Consider the following 16,280-nt stretch of genomic DNA (forward strand, 5'->3'; position numbering starts at 1 on the left):
ACCCTCCCTATGCTACCCTGTGCCTCGGAGGCCACGTGCGCCCGACAATCCTCGGGATTCTTATCCTTATCCTCCTGACCTGGGGCGTCGCAGGGGCGTGCACCGCCCCACCGCCCACGCCTACCCCAACTTCTTCTCCACCCCCTGCCCCTACCCCAACCCCCGCACCCCCTCTCTTTCCCACTCCCCCCGACCGCGACCTCTATGACCTGACCCAACGCTACCGCACCAAAGGCGTGGGCATCCCCCGCACCGTTGCCCCACCCGCCATCGCCCCCGCCGTAGGGATGCAAGAGACCTTCTGGGCCATAGACCTGGAGGCCAAAGTCCCCTACACCATCACCGCGACCCTGCGCGCCATCAGCCCCCACGCCTACTGGTATATAGCCGACGGGGTTCCCATAAGCGACGATGCCCTGCAACAGACCATCCGCACCTTTGAGGAGCGCATCGTCCCCCAGGTGGGCACAGCCGTGGGCGGCCAGTGGCCCCCGGGCATCAACGGCGACCCCCGCCTCACCATCCTCTATGGCCCCTTGCGCGGGGCCGCCGGCTACTACAGCGGGGCCGACGAATACCCCCTCGTGGTGCACCCCTACTCCAACCAACGGCGCATGCTCTACCTGAACAGCCAGTTCCTGCGTCTGGGCTCGTCCCTGTTTGATCAGGTGCTGGCCCACGAGTTGCAACACGCCTTCCACCACGCCGCCGACCCCACCGAGGAGACCTGGGTGAACGAAGGCCTCGCGGAACTGGCCAGCGAACTGGCAGGCTACCGTCCCACCTTGGTGCAGGAGTTCGCCCGCCGCCCCTCCACCTCCCTCACCGAATGGGCCGATGACCCCTACGCCTCGGGCCCCCACTACGGTGCCGCCCACCTCTTTATGCGTTACCTCTTCCAACACTATGGAGGCAGAGCACACATCCCCCTCCTGGTGCACGAACCCGCCGATGGCATCGCAGGGGTAGAGGCCTTCCTGCGGCGTATTGGTGCTGGCAAGACCTTCCCCGAGGTCTTCCAGGACTGGGCGGTGGCCAACCTCTTGGGCAACGGCGACGGCCCCCTCTTCTACAAGGAGGGCGCACCCCGCCTGTCGGCACCCAAGGGCTTGGAGCCTGGGCAAAGGATACAGGACATCCTCCCACCCTTCGCCGCCTCTTATGTAAACCTTCCTCCCACTGCGGGAGGCACCCTCACCTTTTCCGGGGAGGCCAGCACCCCTCTGGCAGACCTCCCCGTCCCCAGCGGAGAGGCCTGCTGGTTCAGCAACCGGGGCGACAACATCAACACCCGCCTCACCCGCACCCTAGACCTCACAGGGGTGGAGCGCGCCACCCTCCGCTTCCGCATCTGGTATGACCTGGAGGAGTGGTGGGATTACGCTTATGCCGCTGTCTCGGCCGACGGGGGCCGGTCGTGGGACGCCCTAAAGGGGAAATTCGCCACCGCCCACGATCCCCTCGGCGTCGCCTTCGGACCCGGCTGGACCGGCTCCAGCAACGGTTGGCGGGAGGAGGAGGTCGACCTCACCCCCTTCGCCGGCCGGCGGGTGCTCCTGCGCTTTGAGTACGTCACCGATGAGGCGGTCAACCTGGGGGGCCTCTGCCTGGACGACTTCTCTATCCCCGAAATCGGCTGGCAGGACGATGCCGAGCACGACCGAGACTGGCTGACCGAGGGGTGGATTCGCCGGGCACCACACGTGCCGACGGTGTGGCGGGCCCGTTTGGTGGTGGAGCGCCCCGAGGGGGGGCCAATGGTGCACGACTTGCCGGTGGATGCAGCAGGGCGCGGACGGTGGACGGTGCGCATCCCGCCCAATGCCCGCCGAGCGGTGCTAGTGGTGCTTAACCTTACCCCCCTAGCCCGTCGCCCCGCACCCTTCCAGATAACCTGGGAGACCGCACAGGCACCCTGATGCCCACCCTCTGCCCGTTTTCCACAGACCCTCCCCCAATTCCCCGCTACAGAGCACCCAAAACCGCCCCCCACACCCCTTTACGCCGCCCTCGCAACCGTTGTAGGATAAAGGGCTAGATAACAGGAGGAGACCATGCTGCGCGTACTGGCGATGGCTGTCGTTACGGCTCTGGTTCTGCTGGGTGGGAGCACCGTGTTCGCCCAACCTCAGGTGATGCGGTTCGCGGGCACCGTCGTCCTTGACGGCCGGCCGGCCCCCGAGGGGACACGGGTGGTGGCCGAGGTGCAGGTGGGCGGCACATGGCGGGAGGCAGCCTCCACCACTGTCTACGGCGGCTCGTACACCTTGACAATCGGCCTCGCCCCTGGGGATAGTTTCCCCACGGGAGCACCCATTCGCTTCCGGGTGGGCACCCTCACCGCCGACCAGACAGCCACCTGGGAGCCTGGCTCCTTGCGTTCGGGCTTCAACCTGACCGCCTTCCCCCCACCCCCACCCCCTCAGGAGGCGTGGAGGGGCCTCCAGCGCGCCCTGCAGCGGGCATGGAGTTACGAAGACCCCCGCAACCCCCGCTTCTTTGACTTTGGCAACCCTGGCGGGAGCACCCTCCAGCAGTTGGAGCGCAACCGCGCCTACTTCCTGTTCCTCACCGAGGACACCACCCTGGAATGTCGGGGCGTAACGTACACCTTGCGGCGGGGCTGGAACCTGTTCGCCTGGACCTGCTAGCGTCTTGGGGGGCGTGAGCACCCCGAACCCCTCATCCAATAAGGCACGGATAAGGGTATGCCCGACGTGCGGAGTTGGGGTGTAGGCCTTGTGCTCCTCGGCCTTCTCCTGCTGTGGGGGTGTGCCCCGAAGCCCACCCCCACACCCGTTATCCCCCCGGTTCCTCCCCCCTCTCCCGAGCGCCGCCCACTGGTCAGTGTTCTGGACCTCGCCCGCGCCCAGGCGGGGCAGACCGTCCCCTTGGGGTCGTATCAGGTTACCCCCCAACGGGTGCGGGTGACCGAAGGCGCTGTGGAGGTGGAGTGGACGGTGCGCCGAGGCTCCGAGGCTGACACCGCCCCCACGCAGACCTTCAACCCCCTCTTCCTGGCGACGCGGCAAGAGGCGGGCACGGGCGTGCGCCTGTTGGCATTAGAACGCCCCCACAGCGACGACATCACCTTCCTGCTCCTGCCCCCCGACGGCACAGGTTTCTGTGAAACCGACGGCCGCGAACCCGCAGGCTGGGAGAGCAGTGGTCGCTGTCGGTTCGCCTTACCCCAGGGAGCCGTCCCCGTCTACCTCGTGCTGGTGCACTGGAGTCGGGGAGGGAGTGCCCTCCTCCCCGTTCCCCTCTCCACGGTGAGCGGAGAGGTGCTGGTGCCCCTCGGCTCCATTCCCAGTACCCTTGTGGGGCGCGTCCCTGATGCCCCCGCCCCGCCGGGGGTTACCTTGCGCACGGCGCACGGCCTCCAGGCCACCCTGGTGCGCAGCAGTGTAGTGCGCAAGCCTCTCCCCGCACACCATCCCGCCCTGGTCTCCATCTGGACGGAACCGGGAACTTGGCTGCTGGTGCACCTGCGGGTGCTCTGCCCGCGGGCCGAGGGATGCACCGTCAGCACGGCTCTGGAAACCCCTGATGCCAGCATCATACCCCTCCTGCGGGGCCAACAGGCGGGAACCCTGACGCGGGAGATGTTTGTGGAGGATGTGTATTGGGATCCTCAGAACCCCCTGGTCTTTGAACGCATGGAGAGGGCAAGCCTTTTCGCCCCGGGGAATAGGGAGCAGGAGTGGATTCTGGCCTTCCGTGTCCCAGAGGGCTTCACAGGCGCGGGGCAGGTGCGGGTGGGCGAGGTGGCGGGCGATAGCCAGACCCTTCCGTTGCCCCTGTTTTTCCGCGTGGACGGGGGTAGTTAGGGGCGCTACAGGCTCCCCTTGGCCAGAGAGGCCAGGAACTCGGCGTTGTTGCGGGTGCGCCCCAGGCGCTCCAGCAAGCGCTCCGTCGCCTCCAGGGGGTCCATCCCATTACTGATGGCCATAGCCAGCATGCGGCGGAGGCGCACAACCGCTTGCAAAACACTCTCCTCCAGCAGGAGTTCGTCGCGGCGGGTGCCCGAGCGCATAATGTCCACAGCGGGGAACACGCGCTTCTCCGCCAGACGCCTGTCCAGGTGGATTTCGCTGTTCCCCGTGCCCTTGAACTCCTCGTAAATCACCTCGTCCATACGGGAGCCGGTGTCTATCAGACAGGTGGCGATGATGGTCAGGCTCCCCCCGTTCTCAATGTTGCGGGCTGCACCAAAGAAGCGCTTAGGCGGGTACAGGGCGGCCGGGTCCACACCCCCTGACAGAGTGCGCCCCGTGCTGGGGAGGGCCAGGTTATACGCCCGCACCAGACGGGTCAAGCTATCCAGCAAAATCATCACATGCTTGCCCATCTCCACCAAGCGCTTGGCCCGTTCCAGGGCCAGTTCGGCGGTGCGGCAGTGGTCCTCTACCGGCTCGTCAAAGGTGCTGGAAAAAATTTCCCCCTTGACAGAGCGCCGCATATCGGTAACCTCTTCGGGGCGCTCCCCGACCAGCACCACCATCAAGTGAATATCGGGATGATTGATGGTGGTGCCCTGGGCGATGTGCTTGAGCAGGAAGGTTTTCCCCGCCTTGGGGGGCGACACGATAAGTCCCCGTTGCCCGCGCCCGATAGGAGCGATGAGGTCTATCAGACGACCGGAGAGGTTCTGGGGTGTGGTCTCCAGGCGGATCTGCTCGTTGGGGAAGACAGGCGTCAGGTTATCAAAATGGGGGCGGTTGCGGGTGAAATCGGGGTCCACCCCGTTGACTGCCTCCACACGGATGAGGCCGAAGTAGCGCTCCCCCTCTTTGGGGGGGCGGGCCTGCCCCGTAACCATATCCCCCGTGCGCAGGCCGAACCGGCGTATCTGGCTCTGGGAGACATACACATCCCCCGGGCTGGGGCGTGTCCCCTGCTGGCGCAGGAAGCCGTAGCCGTCGGGGGTAATCTCCAGAAGACCGGTGGCCAGCACATACCCCTGCTGGTGGGCCACCGACTCCAGGATTTTGTAGATGAGGTCCTCCCGCTTCAGGGCCCCATCTTCTATGCCCAACTGCTTGGCCAGCTCCAGCAGTTCCTCGGCGGTTTTGGATTCCAGTTCTGCCAGGTCCATGGGTTGTCCTCTCCGTGTCCACCCACTGTTCTACCGTGCCGCGCGGGAGAGACCAGCCTTCTCCCAATCCTGGGCGAAGCGCTGCATTCCCACATCGGTGAGGGGGTGATGGGTCATCTGCATCAACACCTTGAAGGGGACGGTGGCGATGTCCGCCCCCGCCCGCAGCGCCTCAACCACATGCAAGGGATGGCGAATGCTGGCGGCCAGCACCTTGCTGGGGTAGCCGTAGCGCCGCACCATCTGCACGATGTCGGCCACCAGTGCCATCCCCGTGTGCCCCTCGTCATCCAGGCGCCCCACGAAGGGGCTAATGAAGGCCACCCCCAGGCGCGCCCCCAAAAGGGCCTGGTTGACGGAGAAGCAGAGGGTCTGGTTCACCCGGATGCCCTCCCGGCACACCACGGCCATAGCCTGAAAGCCCGCCACTGTGCTGGGCAGTTTCACCACCACCTGGGGATGCCAGGAGGCGATCTCCCGCGCCTGGGCCACCATCCCCTGGGCATCGGAGTGGGTAACCTCCACCGAGATGGGCCCCCGCACGAGGCGCACCATCTCCAGCACCGCTGTCTTATAAGCCTCCAGGTCGCCGATGCCCTCCTTAGCCGCCAGGGAGGGGTTGGTGGTAACCCCGCTCACCACCCCCAAAGCCACCGCCTGGCGTATCTCCTCCAGATTGGCCGTGTCCAGGAACAACTCCATGCACACCCTCCCGTGCCCCTACTCCAACGGTAGGGGGCGCTGTGTGCCGGGCCGTAGAGTTTGCACAGCCGTCGCCAAGAAGGCCACGAACAACGGATGCGGCCGATTGGGCCGGGAGCGGAACTCGGGATGGAACTGGGTGCCCAGCATAAAGGGGTGGTCAACCACCTCTGCGATCTCCACCAGGTACCCATCGGGGGAGACCCCGCTGAAGCGCAGGCCTCCCTGCTCCAGCACCTCTCGGTAGGCGTTGTTCAGTTCGTAGCGATGGCGATGGCGCTCGTGTATCAGGTCGGCGTGATAGGCCTGGTACGCCTTACTCCCCCGCTCCAAACGGCAGGGGTAGTTGCCCAGGCGCATCGTCCCCCCCTTCTCCGTGATCGTGCGCTGTTCCGGCATCAGGTCAATGACCGGGTGGGGGGTTGTGGGGTCGAACTCGGTAGAGTTGGCTCCCCGCAGCCCCAGCACATGGCGAGCCACCTCTATCACCATCAGTTGCATCCCCAGACACAGGCCCAGGTAGGGCACCCCATTCTCCCGGGCGTAGCGGGCGGCGGCGATCATCCCCTCCACACCGCGGGGGCCGAAGCCCCCCGGCACCACGATGCCTTGCACATGGGAGAGGAAAGGCTCGGGGCCGTGCCGTTCCACCTCCTCCGAAGGCACCCACGAGATGCGCACATCCCGATTGAGGGCCAAGCCCGCATGCTTGAGGGCCTCCCGCACCGAGATGTAAGCATCAGGCAGATCGGCGTACTTGCCCACCACCGCCACAGCCACGGGCTCCTTGGGTGCCTTCATCCGCTCCACCATCACCCGCCACTCGGCCAAATCGCCATTGCGATGGGGCAGGCCCAGGGCCTGGGCCAACAGATCCCCCATCCCCGCCTCCTCCAGGAGCAAGGGCACCTCGTACACCGTAGGCACCGTTAGCAAGGGGATCACCGCCCGCACATCCACATCGCAAAACAGGGAGATCTTCTCCCGGATGCTGGTGCTGACGGGATAGTCGCTCCGGCAGAGGATGGCATCGGGCTGAATACCTATGGAGCGCAGTTCCTTCACGCTGTGCTGGGTGGGCTTGGTCTTCAGTTCGCCCGTTGTGGAGATGTACGGGAGCAAGGTTACATGGATGAAAAAGCAGTTATCCCGCCCCACATCTTTGCGCATCTGGCGCACCGCCTCCAAGAAGGGGAGACCCTCTATGTCCCCCACAGTGCCCCCCACCTCCACGATGACCACCTCTGCCCCGCTCTCCTGGGCCACCCGATGCATGTGCTCCTTAATGGCGTTGGTTACATGGGGAACGGTTTGAATGGTGCCCCCCAAATAATCCCCTCGGCGCTCCTTGGCGATGACATAGGAGTAGATGTGGCCAGCCGTAACATTGGACGAGCGGGTCAGTTCAATGTCAATGAAACGCTCGTAGTGGCCCAGGTCCATATCCGTCTCGCACCCGTCCTTGGTCACGAACACCTCCCCGTGCTGATAGGGGGACATAGTGCCGGGGTCTACATTCAGGTACGGGTCTAGTTTTTGGACGGAGACGCGCAGGCCCCGGCTTTTCAACAGACGCCCTAGCGAAGCGGTGCTAATCCCCTTCCCGATGGAACTCACCACCCCGCCCGTTACAAAGATGTACCTGGTCGTGGCGCTCATGCAGTCTCGCCCAACATCCTCACCATCTACGGGTGCAGAGGGCAGATACAGCGGAAGGGTGCCGTGGTGTGCGGGAGCAGGACAGGCCTACATCCCTAGCATAGCCATAGCCCTCCCCCCTGTCAATGGCCCGGTGCCGGCAGGTTACGGGGATAACGGGGTGTCCCCACCCTCGCGCTCTCCCCATCACCGCCCCTCCCCAGAGGAGGTGGCCATGCGCTGCAGGCGCTCCCGCACCACCAGAAGGGCGTGGCGCACCTGGGGGTCGGTGTCCATCTGCAGGCGCACCTTCTCGCAGGCGTGGAGCACAGTGGTGTGGTCCTTGCCCCCCAAGAGGCGTCCGATTTCCGTGAGGGGCCGTTGGGCCTCTTCCCGCAGGAGGAACATGGCGATGTGGCGGGCGGTAGCGGTGACCTTGTCGCGGCGAGGGCCTTTCAGGGCCATCGGCTCCAGCCCAAAGTGCTGGGCCACCACACTCACCACCTCCTCGGGGTCCAGGGGGCGGCGCTCGGGGCCAGTGCCAGGGAGGTCCAGGGCCTGCTGGGCCAGTTCCAAAGTAATGGGCCGCCCCGTTACCTCGGCCAAAGCCTTCAGCCTGTTCAGCACCCCCTCCAGTTCCCGGATGGAGCGGTAGATGCGCTTGCCCAAAAAGGTCAGCACCGGGGCAGGCACCGCCATCCCTAAAGCGTCGGCCTTCGCCCGCAAAATGGCCAGGCGTGTCTCCAGCTCCGGGGGCTGGATGTCGGCCACCAGACCCCACTCAAAGCGGGAGCGCAAACGGTCCTCCAGGGGGCGCAGGGCCTTGGGCGGACGATCGCAGGTCAAGACGATCTGTTTCCCCGCGTTGTGCAGTTCATTGAAGATATGGAAGAAGGCCTCTTGCGTCTGCTCCTTGCCGATAAGGAAGTGCACATCGTCCATCAGCAAGATGCCCCCATTGCGGAAGCGCAGACGGAAGGCCTCGGCCGTCCCCTCCCGGATGGAGCGGATAAACTCGCTGGTGAACTGCTCAGCGCTGGTATACAGGACGCGCATCCCCCGCTCCAGGCACCGATGGCCAATGGCGTGGAGCAGATGCGTCTTCCCCAGCCCCACATCCGAGTAAATAAAAATGGGGTTATACTTCCGCCCCGGGTGCTCAGCAGCGGCCACGGCCGCCGCGTGGGCATAGCGGTTGCACTCCCCCACGATAAAAGCAGCAAAGGTGTAGCGGGGGTTGAGGGGCATCCCCAAGCACTCGCCCGAGGCCTCCGTCTCCGCCGACGGCGGAGGCGGTGGAGGGGCTGGGGTGGGCGGAGAGACCACCTCGCCCGTCCCCTTGGCCACCACCCGGAACTCCACCTCTACCGCCTGCCCCACGATGCGCTCCAGGGCCTCCCGCACCAGGCCGTATGCCCGTTGCTCCAAGTAGGCGCGGGCGAAGGGGCTGGGCGTCCCCACAAGGAAGCGCCCCCCCTCCCAGGCTAATCCCACCGTCTCCCGCAGGAAGGCCTCGTACGTCCCCCGTGCCACCTCTACCTGCAACAAACCCAACACCCGCTCCCAAACTTCCTGGGGGCTGGGCATACGCGCAGAAACCATACCTCAACACCTTGCTCGCTAGAGGCAGAGTGGGTATCGCCCAAAGGACAACGGCCCTAAAGCCGTAGGTGGGGAACATCTTGTATAAGCCTAGACCACAGGCCAGACACTGCGCAAGGGCCCAGACGCCCTTTTGCGGGGAAAAAACCCTTCCCCTTGTGGCCCCTTTTTACCCCCGACTCAGCCACACCCCCAGCACCACCACCGCCAAAACCACCCCCCCATTGAGCATAGCCACCCGGGAAGACATGCGTCGCAAGGCCGTTGCCTGGGCCAGCAGGGCGGGGTGAGGAGGCGTCGTGGCAGAGGCGCTCCGCTCCCGGCGGGTGGCTAGGGCGGGAATCACCCAATCGTGCAGCCCCTCCAGAACCAAAGCCAGCCCCACCAGCACCACCTTCAGCACGAACACGCCCCCCAAAGGATAGGCCCCCCAGTTCCCCCTGAACAGCGCCTCCCAATATCCGTAGCGGATGCCGAACTCCACCCCCGATGCCACCGCCACACCAATGGCCGGCCAGACGATCCAGACGAAGCGCCGTCCCACGGAGCGCACCAGGTTTTGCCCCGTCTCCCCAAAGGCACGGCTCACCGGCACCAACACCAGGCCGAGAAACAGGACACCCCCAAACCATACCGCCGTCCCCAGCAGGTGCAACAGACCCAGGACAATCTCCACAGGGGCACCCGAGAAGAGGGCTACGCCTTGCGCGCCCAGATGGTATGGTAGTTTTCCCCCTGGACGACGGCTGCCAGTTCCCGGCGCTCCAGACGGCGCAGTTCCTCCAGAGCCTCACGGCACTGCCTCACCGCCTCCGGGTGCCCGCAGGCCGCCACCCGCTCCAGCAACACATCCGCTACCTGCAAGCGAAACAGGCTATCCACATAGCGAGGCCAGGGTATCGCCAGCAGTTTGCGCGGGCGCGGCCAGTGGGGACGCATCCGCCGCACACTGCGCATCCGCTCCGGCAAAGAGCGCGCCATGGGGGCCAGGCGCACCAGGGGGGCTTCATCAACCGTGCAGCGGAAATCCACCACCAGCGTCTTGCGCAGTAGGGGGAAGAAGAGGGACAGCACCTCCGCCTGCTCCAGCCCCGACCGCACCTGCTGCAGATCGATGGTGAACTCCATATCCATGCGACACCTCCCCGTGGCAGGCCACACCCATGCCTCTGTCTACCGTTGGAGCAGTTTGCGCACCTCGTCAATGAAGGCCGGGAGCACCTTCTTCCAGTCCCCGACCACACCGAAGCGCGCCTCCTGGAAGATGGGGGCATCCCCATCCTTATTGATGGCCACGATGTTCTTCACCGTGGAGATGCCCGCCATATGCTGACTAGCCCCAGAGATGGCCACAGCGATGTACAGATCGGCTGTGATGGTCTTGCCAGTGAGGCCAATCTGATACTGGTAGGGGAGCCAGCCCGCATCGCACACCGCCCGGGACGCCCCCACCGCCCCACCCAAAAGGCGCGCCAGCTCCTCCAACTGCTGGAACGGCTCAGGACCTCCCAAACCACGCCCCCCGGCGACTACAACGCGGGCATCCTCCAGCCGGATGCCCGTGGCCTCCACCTTCTTGCGCTCCAACACCTTCACCTTCACACTGGAGGCGTCCAAACTGACAGGGATAGACTGCACAGCCACCGAGGGGTTGGCCTGAGGGGCCAATGGCTCAAAGGCTTTGGGGCGCACGGTAGCCACAAAAGGCTTCTGGCGCAGGGCGACGCGGGCCATCGCATTGCCCCCATATACGGGGCGCTCCGCGATGAGGGCTCCCCCCTCTACCTTCAAGGAGACCACATCCTGGGCGACACCTACCCCCAGCCGAAAGGCCAGGCGCGGCCCCACCGTAACGCCGAGCGGGGTCTTCCCCAGAAGCACTGCCGAAGGGGTAATCCGCTTGACTGCCTGCTCCAGGGCCAGCAGGTGGTAATCCGGGTGGGCGTCCTTCAGAAAGGCATGCTCCGCCACATAGACCTGCTGCGCCCCGAAGGCCCCCGCCTCCTGGGCCAATGGCCCCGCCTTCTCGGCAGCGATGAAGGCCACCAGCGGCTCCCCCAGGGCCTGGGCCAGAGGACGCCCCGCTGCTAGCAGCTCCTTCGCGATAGGGGCCAGGCCACCCTCCCCCACCTCGGCGAATACAAGCACACCGGCCATGCCACACCTCTGCTAAATCAGTTTGGCTTCCCGCAAGCGCCGCGCTAGGTTCCGCCCCTTCTCCTCGTCGTTGTCCCCACTTATAAACTCGCACTTCTTCTGGCGCACCGGGATATACAGGTCCAACAGTTCGACCTTCGGTTTTAGGTCAGCGGGGTTGAGGCCCAGATCGCTCAGTTTGCGGATAATGGGCTGTTTGCGGGTGGAGGCCATAATGCCCCGCAAGGTGGGGTAACGGGGCTGCCCCAGTTCGTTGCTCACGGTGATAAGGGCGGGTAAGGGCACCTGAACCACCTCGGTGCCGTCGGGGAGCACCCGCTCCACCACCACCGTCTTGTCCTTCACCTCCACCTTCTTGGTGATGTGCACACAGGGCAAGCCCAGGAACTCCGCAAGGGCTAAGGGCACCTGGGCCTGGTCCCAGTCGGACGCCTGCCGACCACACAGCACCAAGTCTACGGGCCCCATCTGCTTGATGGCAGCCGCCAGCACCCGGGCCGTCTGGAAGGCGTCCAGGCCATCACACCCGTCGTCCTGCACCAACACCAGGTCATCGGCACCCATGGACAGGGGCTTCTTGATGACATCCAGGGCAAAGGACTTCCCCACCGAGAGAACAGTGATCTTCACATTGGGCGCACCCAGGGCGTCCTTGATGCGCAGGGCAGCCTCCACCGCGTTCTCGTCAAAACCGTTGACGACCGGAGGGACATTGGGCGGGGCCACCATACGCTTGCGGGCGGTATCAATCTGGAGGGCAGAGGCGGGGGTCTCGGGATCCAGAACCTGCTTGGCGGTTACCACGATGGTGAGGGGCACAGCCGCCTCCTTCGGTTGGGCGTTCCCCTAAGGTAAGGTGCGGGGGTCATGTGCTCTGTGCAGTGTATCACAAGCGCAACAGGGGTGTCAATGGCCGTCCGCCCCCGCAGAAGCCCCAGAGGCTCCTCTTCCCCTTCTTGACGGGGCACGAGCATACAGCAGGCACCATCCCCACTGTGCCCCATGCCCATACCGGGCCTCCCTGCGCCGTCCTCCCTTTGCGCTCACCCCTCCCGGTGGTAGGATAGGGACAGCGCCATGCGTGTGGTCATCGCCCCCCAAGCCTTCAAGGGGAGTGTACGGGCATCGGTGGCGGCTGCCGCCCTTGCGCGCGGGTGGCATCGCGTCTTCCCGCACGACGAGTGCATCCTGGTCCCCGTGGCCGATGGGGGCGACGGGACGCTAGAGGCCCTGGTCTCCGCCACCGGGGGCCGCTACGAGCAAACCGAGGTAACCGGCCCCTTGGGCCAGAAAGTGGTTGCTCAGTGGGGTGTGCTGGGGGATGGCCAGACGGCGGTGCTGGAGACGGCCCAGGCGTGTGGGCTGGTGCTGGTGCCCCCCGAACGGCGCGACCCCCGCATCACGACCACCTATGGCGTGGGGGAACTTTTCCGCGCCGCTTTGGACAAGGGCTTTCGCCGTTTCCTGGTGGGCCTCGGGGGCAGTGCCACCAACGACGGCGGGGCCGGCATGGCCCAAGCCCTGGGCATCCGCCTGCTGGACGGGGAGGGACGCGACCTCCCCTGGGGCGGGGAGGCCCTTCTGCATCTGGCGCGCCTTGACCCCTCCCGCCGCGACCCCCGTATCGCCCAAAGCCAGATCACTGTGGCCGTGGATGTCACCAACCCCCTATGTGGCCCCCAGGGGGCGTCGGCCGTTTACGGCCCCCAGAAGGGGGCCACCCCCGAGATGGTCGCCCTTTTGGACACGGCCCTGGAGCGCTTGGCCCAGGTGGTGCGCCGCGACTTGGGGAAGGAGGTGGCTCACCTCCCCGGGGCAGGGGCAGCCGGGGGTATGGGAGCAGGGCTGGTGGCCTTCTTAGATGCACACCTCGCCTGGGGCGCAGACATCATCCTCGAAGCGGTGCGCCTCCAGGAACGCCTGGAGGGGGCCCACCTGGTGCTGGTGGGCGAAGGGCAAATGGACTTCCAGACCGCCTTCAACAAGGCCCCCGCCGCCGTCGCCAAAAGGGCCAAGGCCCGAGGCATCCCCGTCATCGCCCTCGTCGGCGGGCTAGGCAAAGGCTACCAGGATGCCTACCGCATGGGCATCGACGCCGTTGTGCCCATCGCTCCCGGCCCCCTCGCCCTGGAGGAGGCCATGCGCCGCGCTGAGGACCTGTTGGCCGATGCCGCCGAGCGGACGGCTCGCCTACTGGCTGTGGGCCGGCGCCTCCCCTTCTGACCCCAACGCCACCCGTCCTTGCGAAGCCAGCCCCCCTTCTTTAGAATGAGATACGAGGGGGGATGAGAAGCCAGCTGTGTTCCAGAAACACGTTTTGGGCAACGGGCTCCGCATCATCACCTGCCCCATGCCCCACACCCGCTCCGTTACGGTCGCCTTCTTCATCGGTGCGGGATCCCGCTACGAACCCGATGAACTGGGCGGGGCCTTCCACTTTGCCGAGCATATGCTGTTCAAGGGCACCCAGCGCCGTCCCACCGCCCGCCACATCTCTGAGGCCATAGAGGGCGTGGGCGGGATCATGAACGGGAGCACCGACCGGGAGACCACTATCTACTGGGCCAAGGTCGCCCGCCCCCACTTCTCCCACGCCTTGGACCTGCTGGCCGATATGCTCCTACACAGCCGGTTCGCCCCCGAGGAGATAGAGAAAGAGCGCCGGGTCATTCTGGAGGAACTGGCCGCCACCAAAGACCATCCCAACGAGTTGGTCCACCTGCTCCTGGACGCCGCCATGTGGCCCAACCACCCGATGGGGCGGGATGTGGGGGGAACTCCCGAGTCCGTCGCCTCCCTTACCCGTCAGGCTTTGCTGGACACCGTCGCCCACCACTATGTCGCCACCAACGCCGTGTGTGTGGTGGCGGGGGCGGTAGAAGGGCCGGAGGTGGTGGAAGCGGTGACCTCCCTGGTGGAGAACTGGCCCCAGGGAACGCCCAGTTCGTTCCTGCCTATCCAGGACACCCCCCGGGGGCCCCAGGTGCGCCTGGAGCGGCGTCCCACCGAGCAGGCCCATCTGGCCCTGGGCATACCCGCCTACCCTGTGGGACACCCCGACCGCTATGCCCTGGACCTGCTCAGCGTGGTGCTGGGGGAAGGCACCAGCAGTCGCCTGTTCCTGGAACTGCGGGAGCGGCGGGGGCTGGTGTACGATGTCTCCAGCACCGTGGCCCACTACCAGGACTGCGGCACCTGGACCATCTCCCTAGGGGTGGAGCCCTCTCACGGTGCCGATGCCACTCAAGTGGTAGTGGATGAACTAGTGCGCCTGCGGGAGGGGGTCTCCCTTGAGGAACTGCACAAGGCCAAGGAACTGGTGAAGGGGCGTATCCTTTTGCGCATGGAGGATACCCGTGCCGTGGCCTTTTGGGCGGGTGCCCAGGAGACCCTGCTGGGACGCATCCTGACGCCTGAGGAGGTGGTGCAGAAGGTGGAGGCCGTTACCCCCGAGGATCTGCAACGGGTAGCCCAGCACCTCGTTCACCCCCAGCACCTCACCTTGGCCATCGTGGGACCCTACCGCAGCGAACGCCGCTTTCTGCGCATCCTGCAAGGATAAGCAACCACACTCCTGTTCCCCCGCCTGGGCGGGGGGGCATGCAAGGAAGTGCCTATGGCCGACTGGAAACGCATCCTCCGCAGACTGGACGCCTACCGCTGGGAACTGCCCACCTCCTACAAGGAGGGCATGCGGGTGCCGGGCATTGTGTTCGCCGATGAAAAGATGCTGGACGATATCGCCCAGGACCAGTCCCTGGAGCAGGTGGCCAATGTGGCGTGCTTGCCGGGCATCGTGTACGCCTCCCTGGCCATGCCCGACATCCACTGGGGCTATGGTTTTGCCATTGGCGGGGTGGCGGCGACCCAGGTGGAGGGGGAGGGGGTCATCTCGCCAGGCGGGGTCGGCTTTGACATCAACTGCGGGGTGCGGTTCTTGCGCACCGACCTCACCGAGGCCGAGGTGCGCCCCGTGCTAGAGCGCCTGGTGGACACCCTCTATGCCCGTGTCCCCACCGGTGTGGGGGCTGCGGGGAAACTACGCCTACGGGGCCCCGAGATAGACGAGGTGCTGGTGAAAGGTGCACGCTGGGCTGTGGAGCACGGCTACGGCCACCCCGACGACCTGGAGGTCAGTGAAGAGGGGGGGTGTATCGCCGGTGCCGACCCCTCCGCTGTGGGCCCCCGCCCCCGGGAGCGGGGCGCCGACCAACTGGGCACCCTGGGCTCGGGCAACCACTTCCTTGAAGTGGAGGTGGTGGATGAAATCTACAACCCTCAGGTGGCCCGCGTGTTCGGTATTGAGCGGGTGGGCCAGATTACAGTCCTCTTCCACTGCGGCTCCCGAGGCTTCGGCCACCAGGTGTGCGAGGACTACCTGAAGGTCATGGACAAGGCCATGCGCACTTACCGTATCTCCCTGCCCGACCGCCAACTAGCCTGCGCCCCCCTTTCGTCCCCCGAAGGCAAGGACTACCTGGCCGCCATGCGGTGTGCTGCCAACTTCGCCTGGGCCAACCGCCAAGTCATTGCCCACTGGGTGCGGGAATCCTTTGAGGCCGTGTTCGGCAAATCCTGGGAGGCCTTGGGGATGCGCCAGGTATACGATGTGGCCCACAACATCGCCAAGATAGAGGAGCACACCGTCAACGGCAAGCGGATGCGTCTGTGTGTGCACCGTAAGGGTGCCACCCGCTCCTTCCCGCCCGGGCATCCCCATGTGCCGGCGCGCTACCGGGAGGTGGGCCAGCCCGTAATCATCCCCGGCGATATGGGGCGCTACTCCTTCCTGTGTGTGGGTGCCCCTCGGGCGATGGAGGTGAGTTTCGGCACCACTTGCCACGGCGCAGGACGGCGCGAGAGCCGTGCCGCCGCCAAGCGCCTCCTCAAGGGCCACGATATCCAGGCCGAACTGCGCCAGCGGGGTATCATCGTCCGCGCCGACTCCTGGGCGTCCCTGGCGGAGGAGGCCTCATTGGCCTACAAAGATGTAGCCGATGTGGTAGAGGTGTGCCATCAGGCTGGCCTGGCTTACAAAGTGGCCCGCATGCGCCCCATCGGGGTTACCAAGGGATAGGGGGAA

Annotated in this window: 14 protein-coding genes; 6 read left to right on the forward strand and 8 right to left on the reverse strand. The window is 65.7% G+C overall.

The genetic code is table 11. The annotated features are described in order from the left end of the window. Positions 1 to 35: 35 nt before the first annotated feature. The 3 genes from NZ951_05430 to NZ951_05440 all read left to right on the forward strand — a co-directional run bounded on the left by NZ951_05430 (position 36) and on the right by NZ951_05440 (position 3,830). A complete protein-coding gene (locus tag NZ951_05430) occupies positions 36 to 1,919 on the forward strand; it encodes an immune inhibitor A (GenBank protein MCS7207360.1) in 1,884 nt (627 codons plus the stop codon). A gap of 135 nt (positions 1,920 to 2,054) precedes the next feature. After that, a complete protein-coding gene (locus tag NZ951_05435) occupies positions 2,055 to 2,651 on the forward strand; it encodes a hypothetical protein (GenBank protein MCS7207361.1) in 597 nt (198 codons plus the stop codon). Positions 2,652 to 2,708: 57 nt separating this feature from the next. After that, positions 2,709 to 3,830, forward strand: coding sequence for a hypothetical protein (locus NZ951_05440; GenBank protein MCS7207362.1), 1,122 nt, complete (start codon positions 2,709 to 2,711; stop codon positions 3,828 to 3,830). Positions 3,831 to 3,835: 5 nt separating this feature from the next. On the opposite strand, the gene rho is transcribed toward NZ951_05440, so the two are convergent. The 8 genes from rho to NZ951_05480 all read right to left on the reverse strand — a co-directional run bounded on the left by rho (position 3,836) and on the right by NZ951_05480 (position 12,016). Continuing rightward, positions 3,836 to 5,098 (reverse strand): transcription termination factor Rho, encoded by a 1,263-nt coding sequence (rho, locus tag NZ951_05445; GenBank protein MCS7207363.1) that lies wholly within the window; start codon positions 5,096 to 5,098, stop codon positions 3,836 to 3,838. A 30-nt stretch (positions 5,099 to 5,128) separates the two neighbouring features. Beyond that, positions 5,129 to 5,800: a fructose-6-phosphate aldolase gene (gene fsa / locus NZ951_05450; protein ID MCS7207364.1), complete on the reverse strand. Its 672-nt coding sequence runs from the start codon at positions 5,798 to 5,800 to the stop codon at positions 5,129 to 5,131. Positions 5,801 to 5,818: 18 nt separating this feature from the next. Further along, a complete protein-coding gene (locus NZ951_05455; protein ID MCS7207365.1) occupies positions 5,819 to 7,459 on the reverse strand; it encodes a CTP synthase in 1,641 nt (546 codons plus the stop codon). Positions 7,460 to 7,645: 186 nt separating this feature from the next. After that, on the reverse strand, positions 7,646 to 9,040 hold the full coding sequence (gene dnaA / locus NZ951_05460) for a chromosomal replication initiator protein DnaA (GenBank protein MCS7207366.1): 1,395 nt from the start codon (positions 9,038 to 9,040) through the stop codon (positions 7,646 to 7,648). 169 nt (positions 9,041 to 9,209) lie between these two features. Further along, complete coding sequence (locus NZ951_05465; protein ID MCS7207367.1) at positions 9,210 to 9,716, reverse strand: CopD family protein; 507 nt, start codon at positions 9,714 to 9,716, stop codon at positions 9,210 to 9,212. 20 nt (positions 9,717 to 9,736) lie between these two features. Next, positions 9,737 to 10,168 (reverse strand): hypothetical protein, encoded by a 432-nt coding sequence (locus tag NZ951_05470; protein ID MCS7207368.1) that lies wholly within the window; start codon positions 10,166 to 10,168, stop codon positions 9,737 to 9,739. 45 nt (positions 10,169 to 10,213) lie between these two features. Beyond that, positions 10,214 to 11,197 carry an electron transfer flavoprotein subunit alpha/FixB family protein gene (locus tag NZ951_05475; protein MCS7207369.1) on the reverse strand — a complete coding sequence of 328 codons (984 nt, stop codon included), beginning with the start codon at positions 11,195 to 11,197 and terminating at the stop codon, positions 10,214 to 10,216. A 12-nt stretch (positions 11,198 to 11,209) separates the two neighbouring features. Then, positions 11,210 to 12,016 carry an electron transfer flavoprotein subunit beta/FixA family protein gene (locus tag NZ951_05480; GenBank protein MCS7207370.1) on the reverse strand — a complete coding sequence of 269 codons (807 nt, stop codon included), beginning with the start codon at positions 12,014 to 12,016 and terminating at the stop codon, positions 11,210 to 11,212. Between the two features lie 258 nt (positions 12,017 to 12,274). Between NZ951_05480 and NZ951_05485 the strand changes: the two genes are divergently transcribed. The 3 genes from NZ951_05485 (at position 12,275) to NZ951_05495 (ending at position 16,274) form a co-directional block, all read left to right on the forward strand. Continuing rightward, positions 12,275 to 13,420: a glycerate kinase gene (locus NZ951_05485; GenBank protein ID MCS7207371.1), complete on the forward strand. Its 1,146-nt coding sequence runs from the start codon at positions 12,275 to 12,277 to the stop codon at positions 13,418 to 13,420. Between the two features lie 76 nt (positions 13,421 to 13,496). After that, positions 13,497 to 14,759 (forward strand): insulinase family protein, encoded by a 1,263-nt coding sequence (locus NZ951_05490; protein ID MCS7207372.1) that lies wholly within the window; start codon positions 13,497 to 13,499, stop codon positions 14,757 to 14,759. Positions 14,760 to 14,888: 129 nt separating this feature from the next. Then, entirely contained in the window at positions 14,889 to 16,274 is a 1,386-nt protein-coding gene (locus NZ951_05495; GenBank protein ID MCS7207373.1) for an RtcB family protein, read from the forward strand. The last annotated feature ends 6 nt before the right edge of the window (positions 16,275 to 16,280 follow it).

The sequence above is a fragment of the Dehalococcoidia bacterium genome (assembly GCA_025060295.1).
Classification (GTDB): domain Bacteria; phylum Chloroflexota; class Dehalococcoidia; order Lucifugimonadales; family HRBIN23; genus HRBIN23.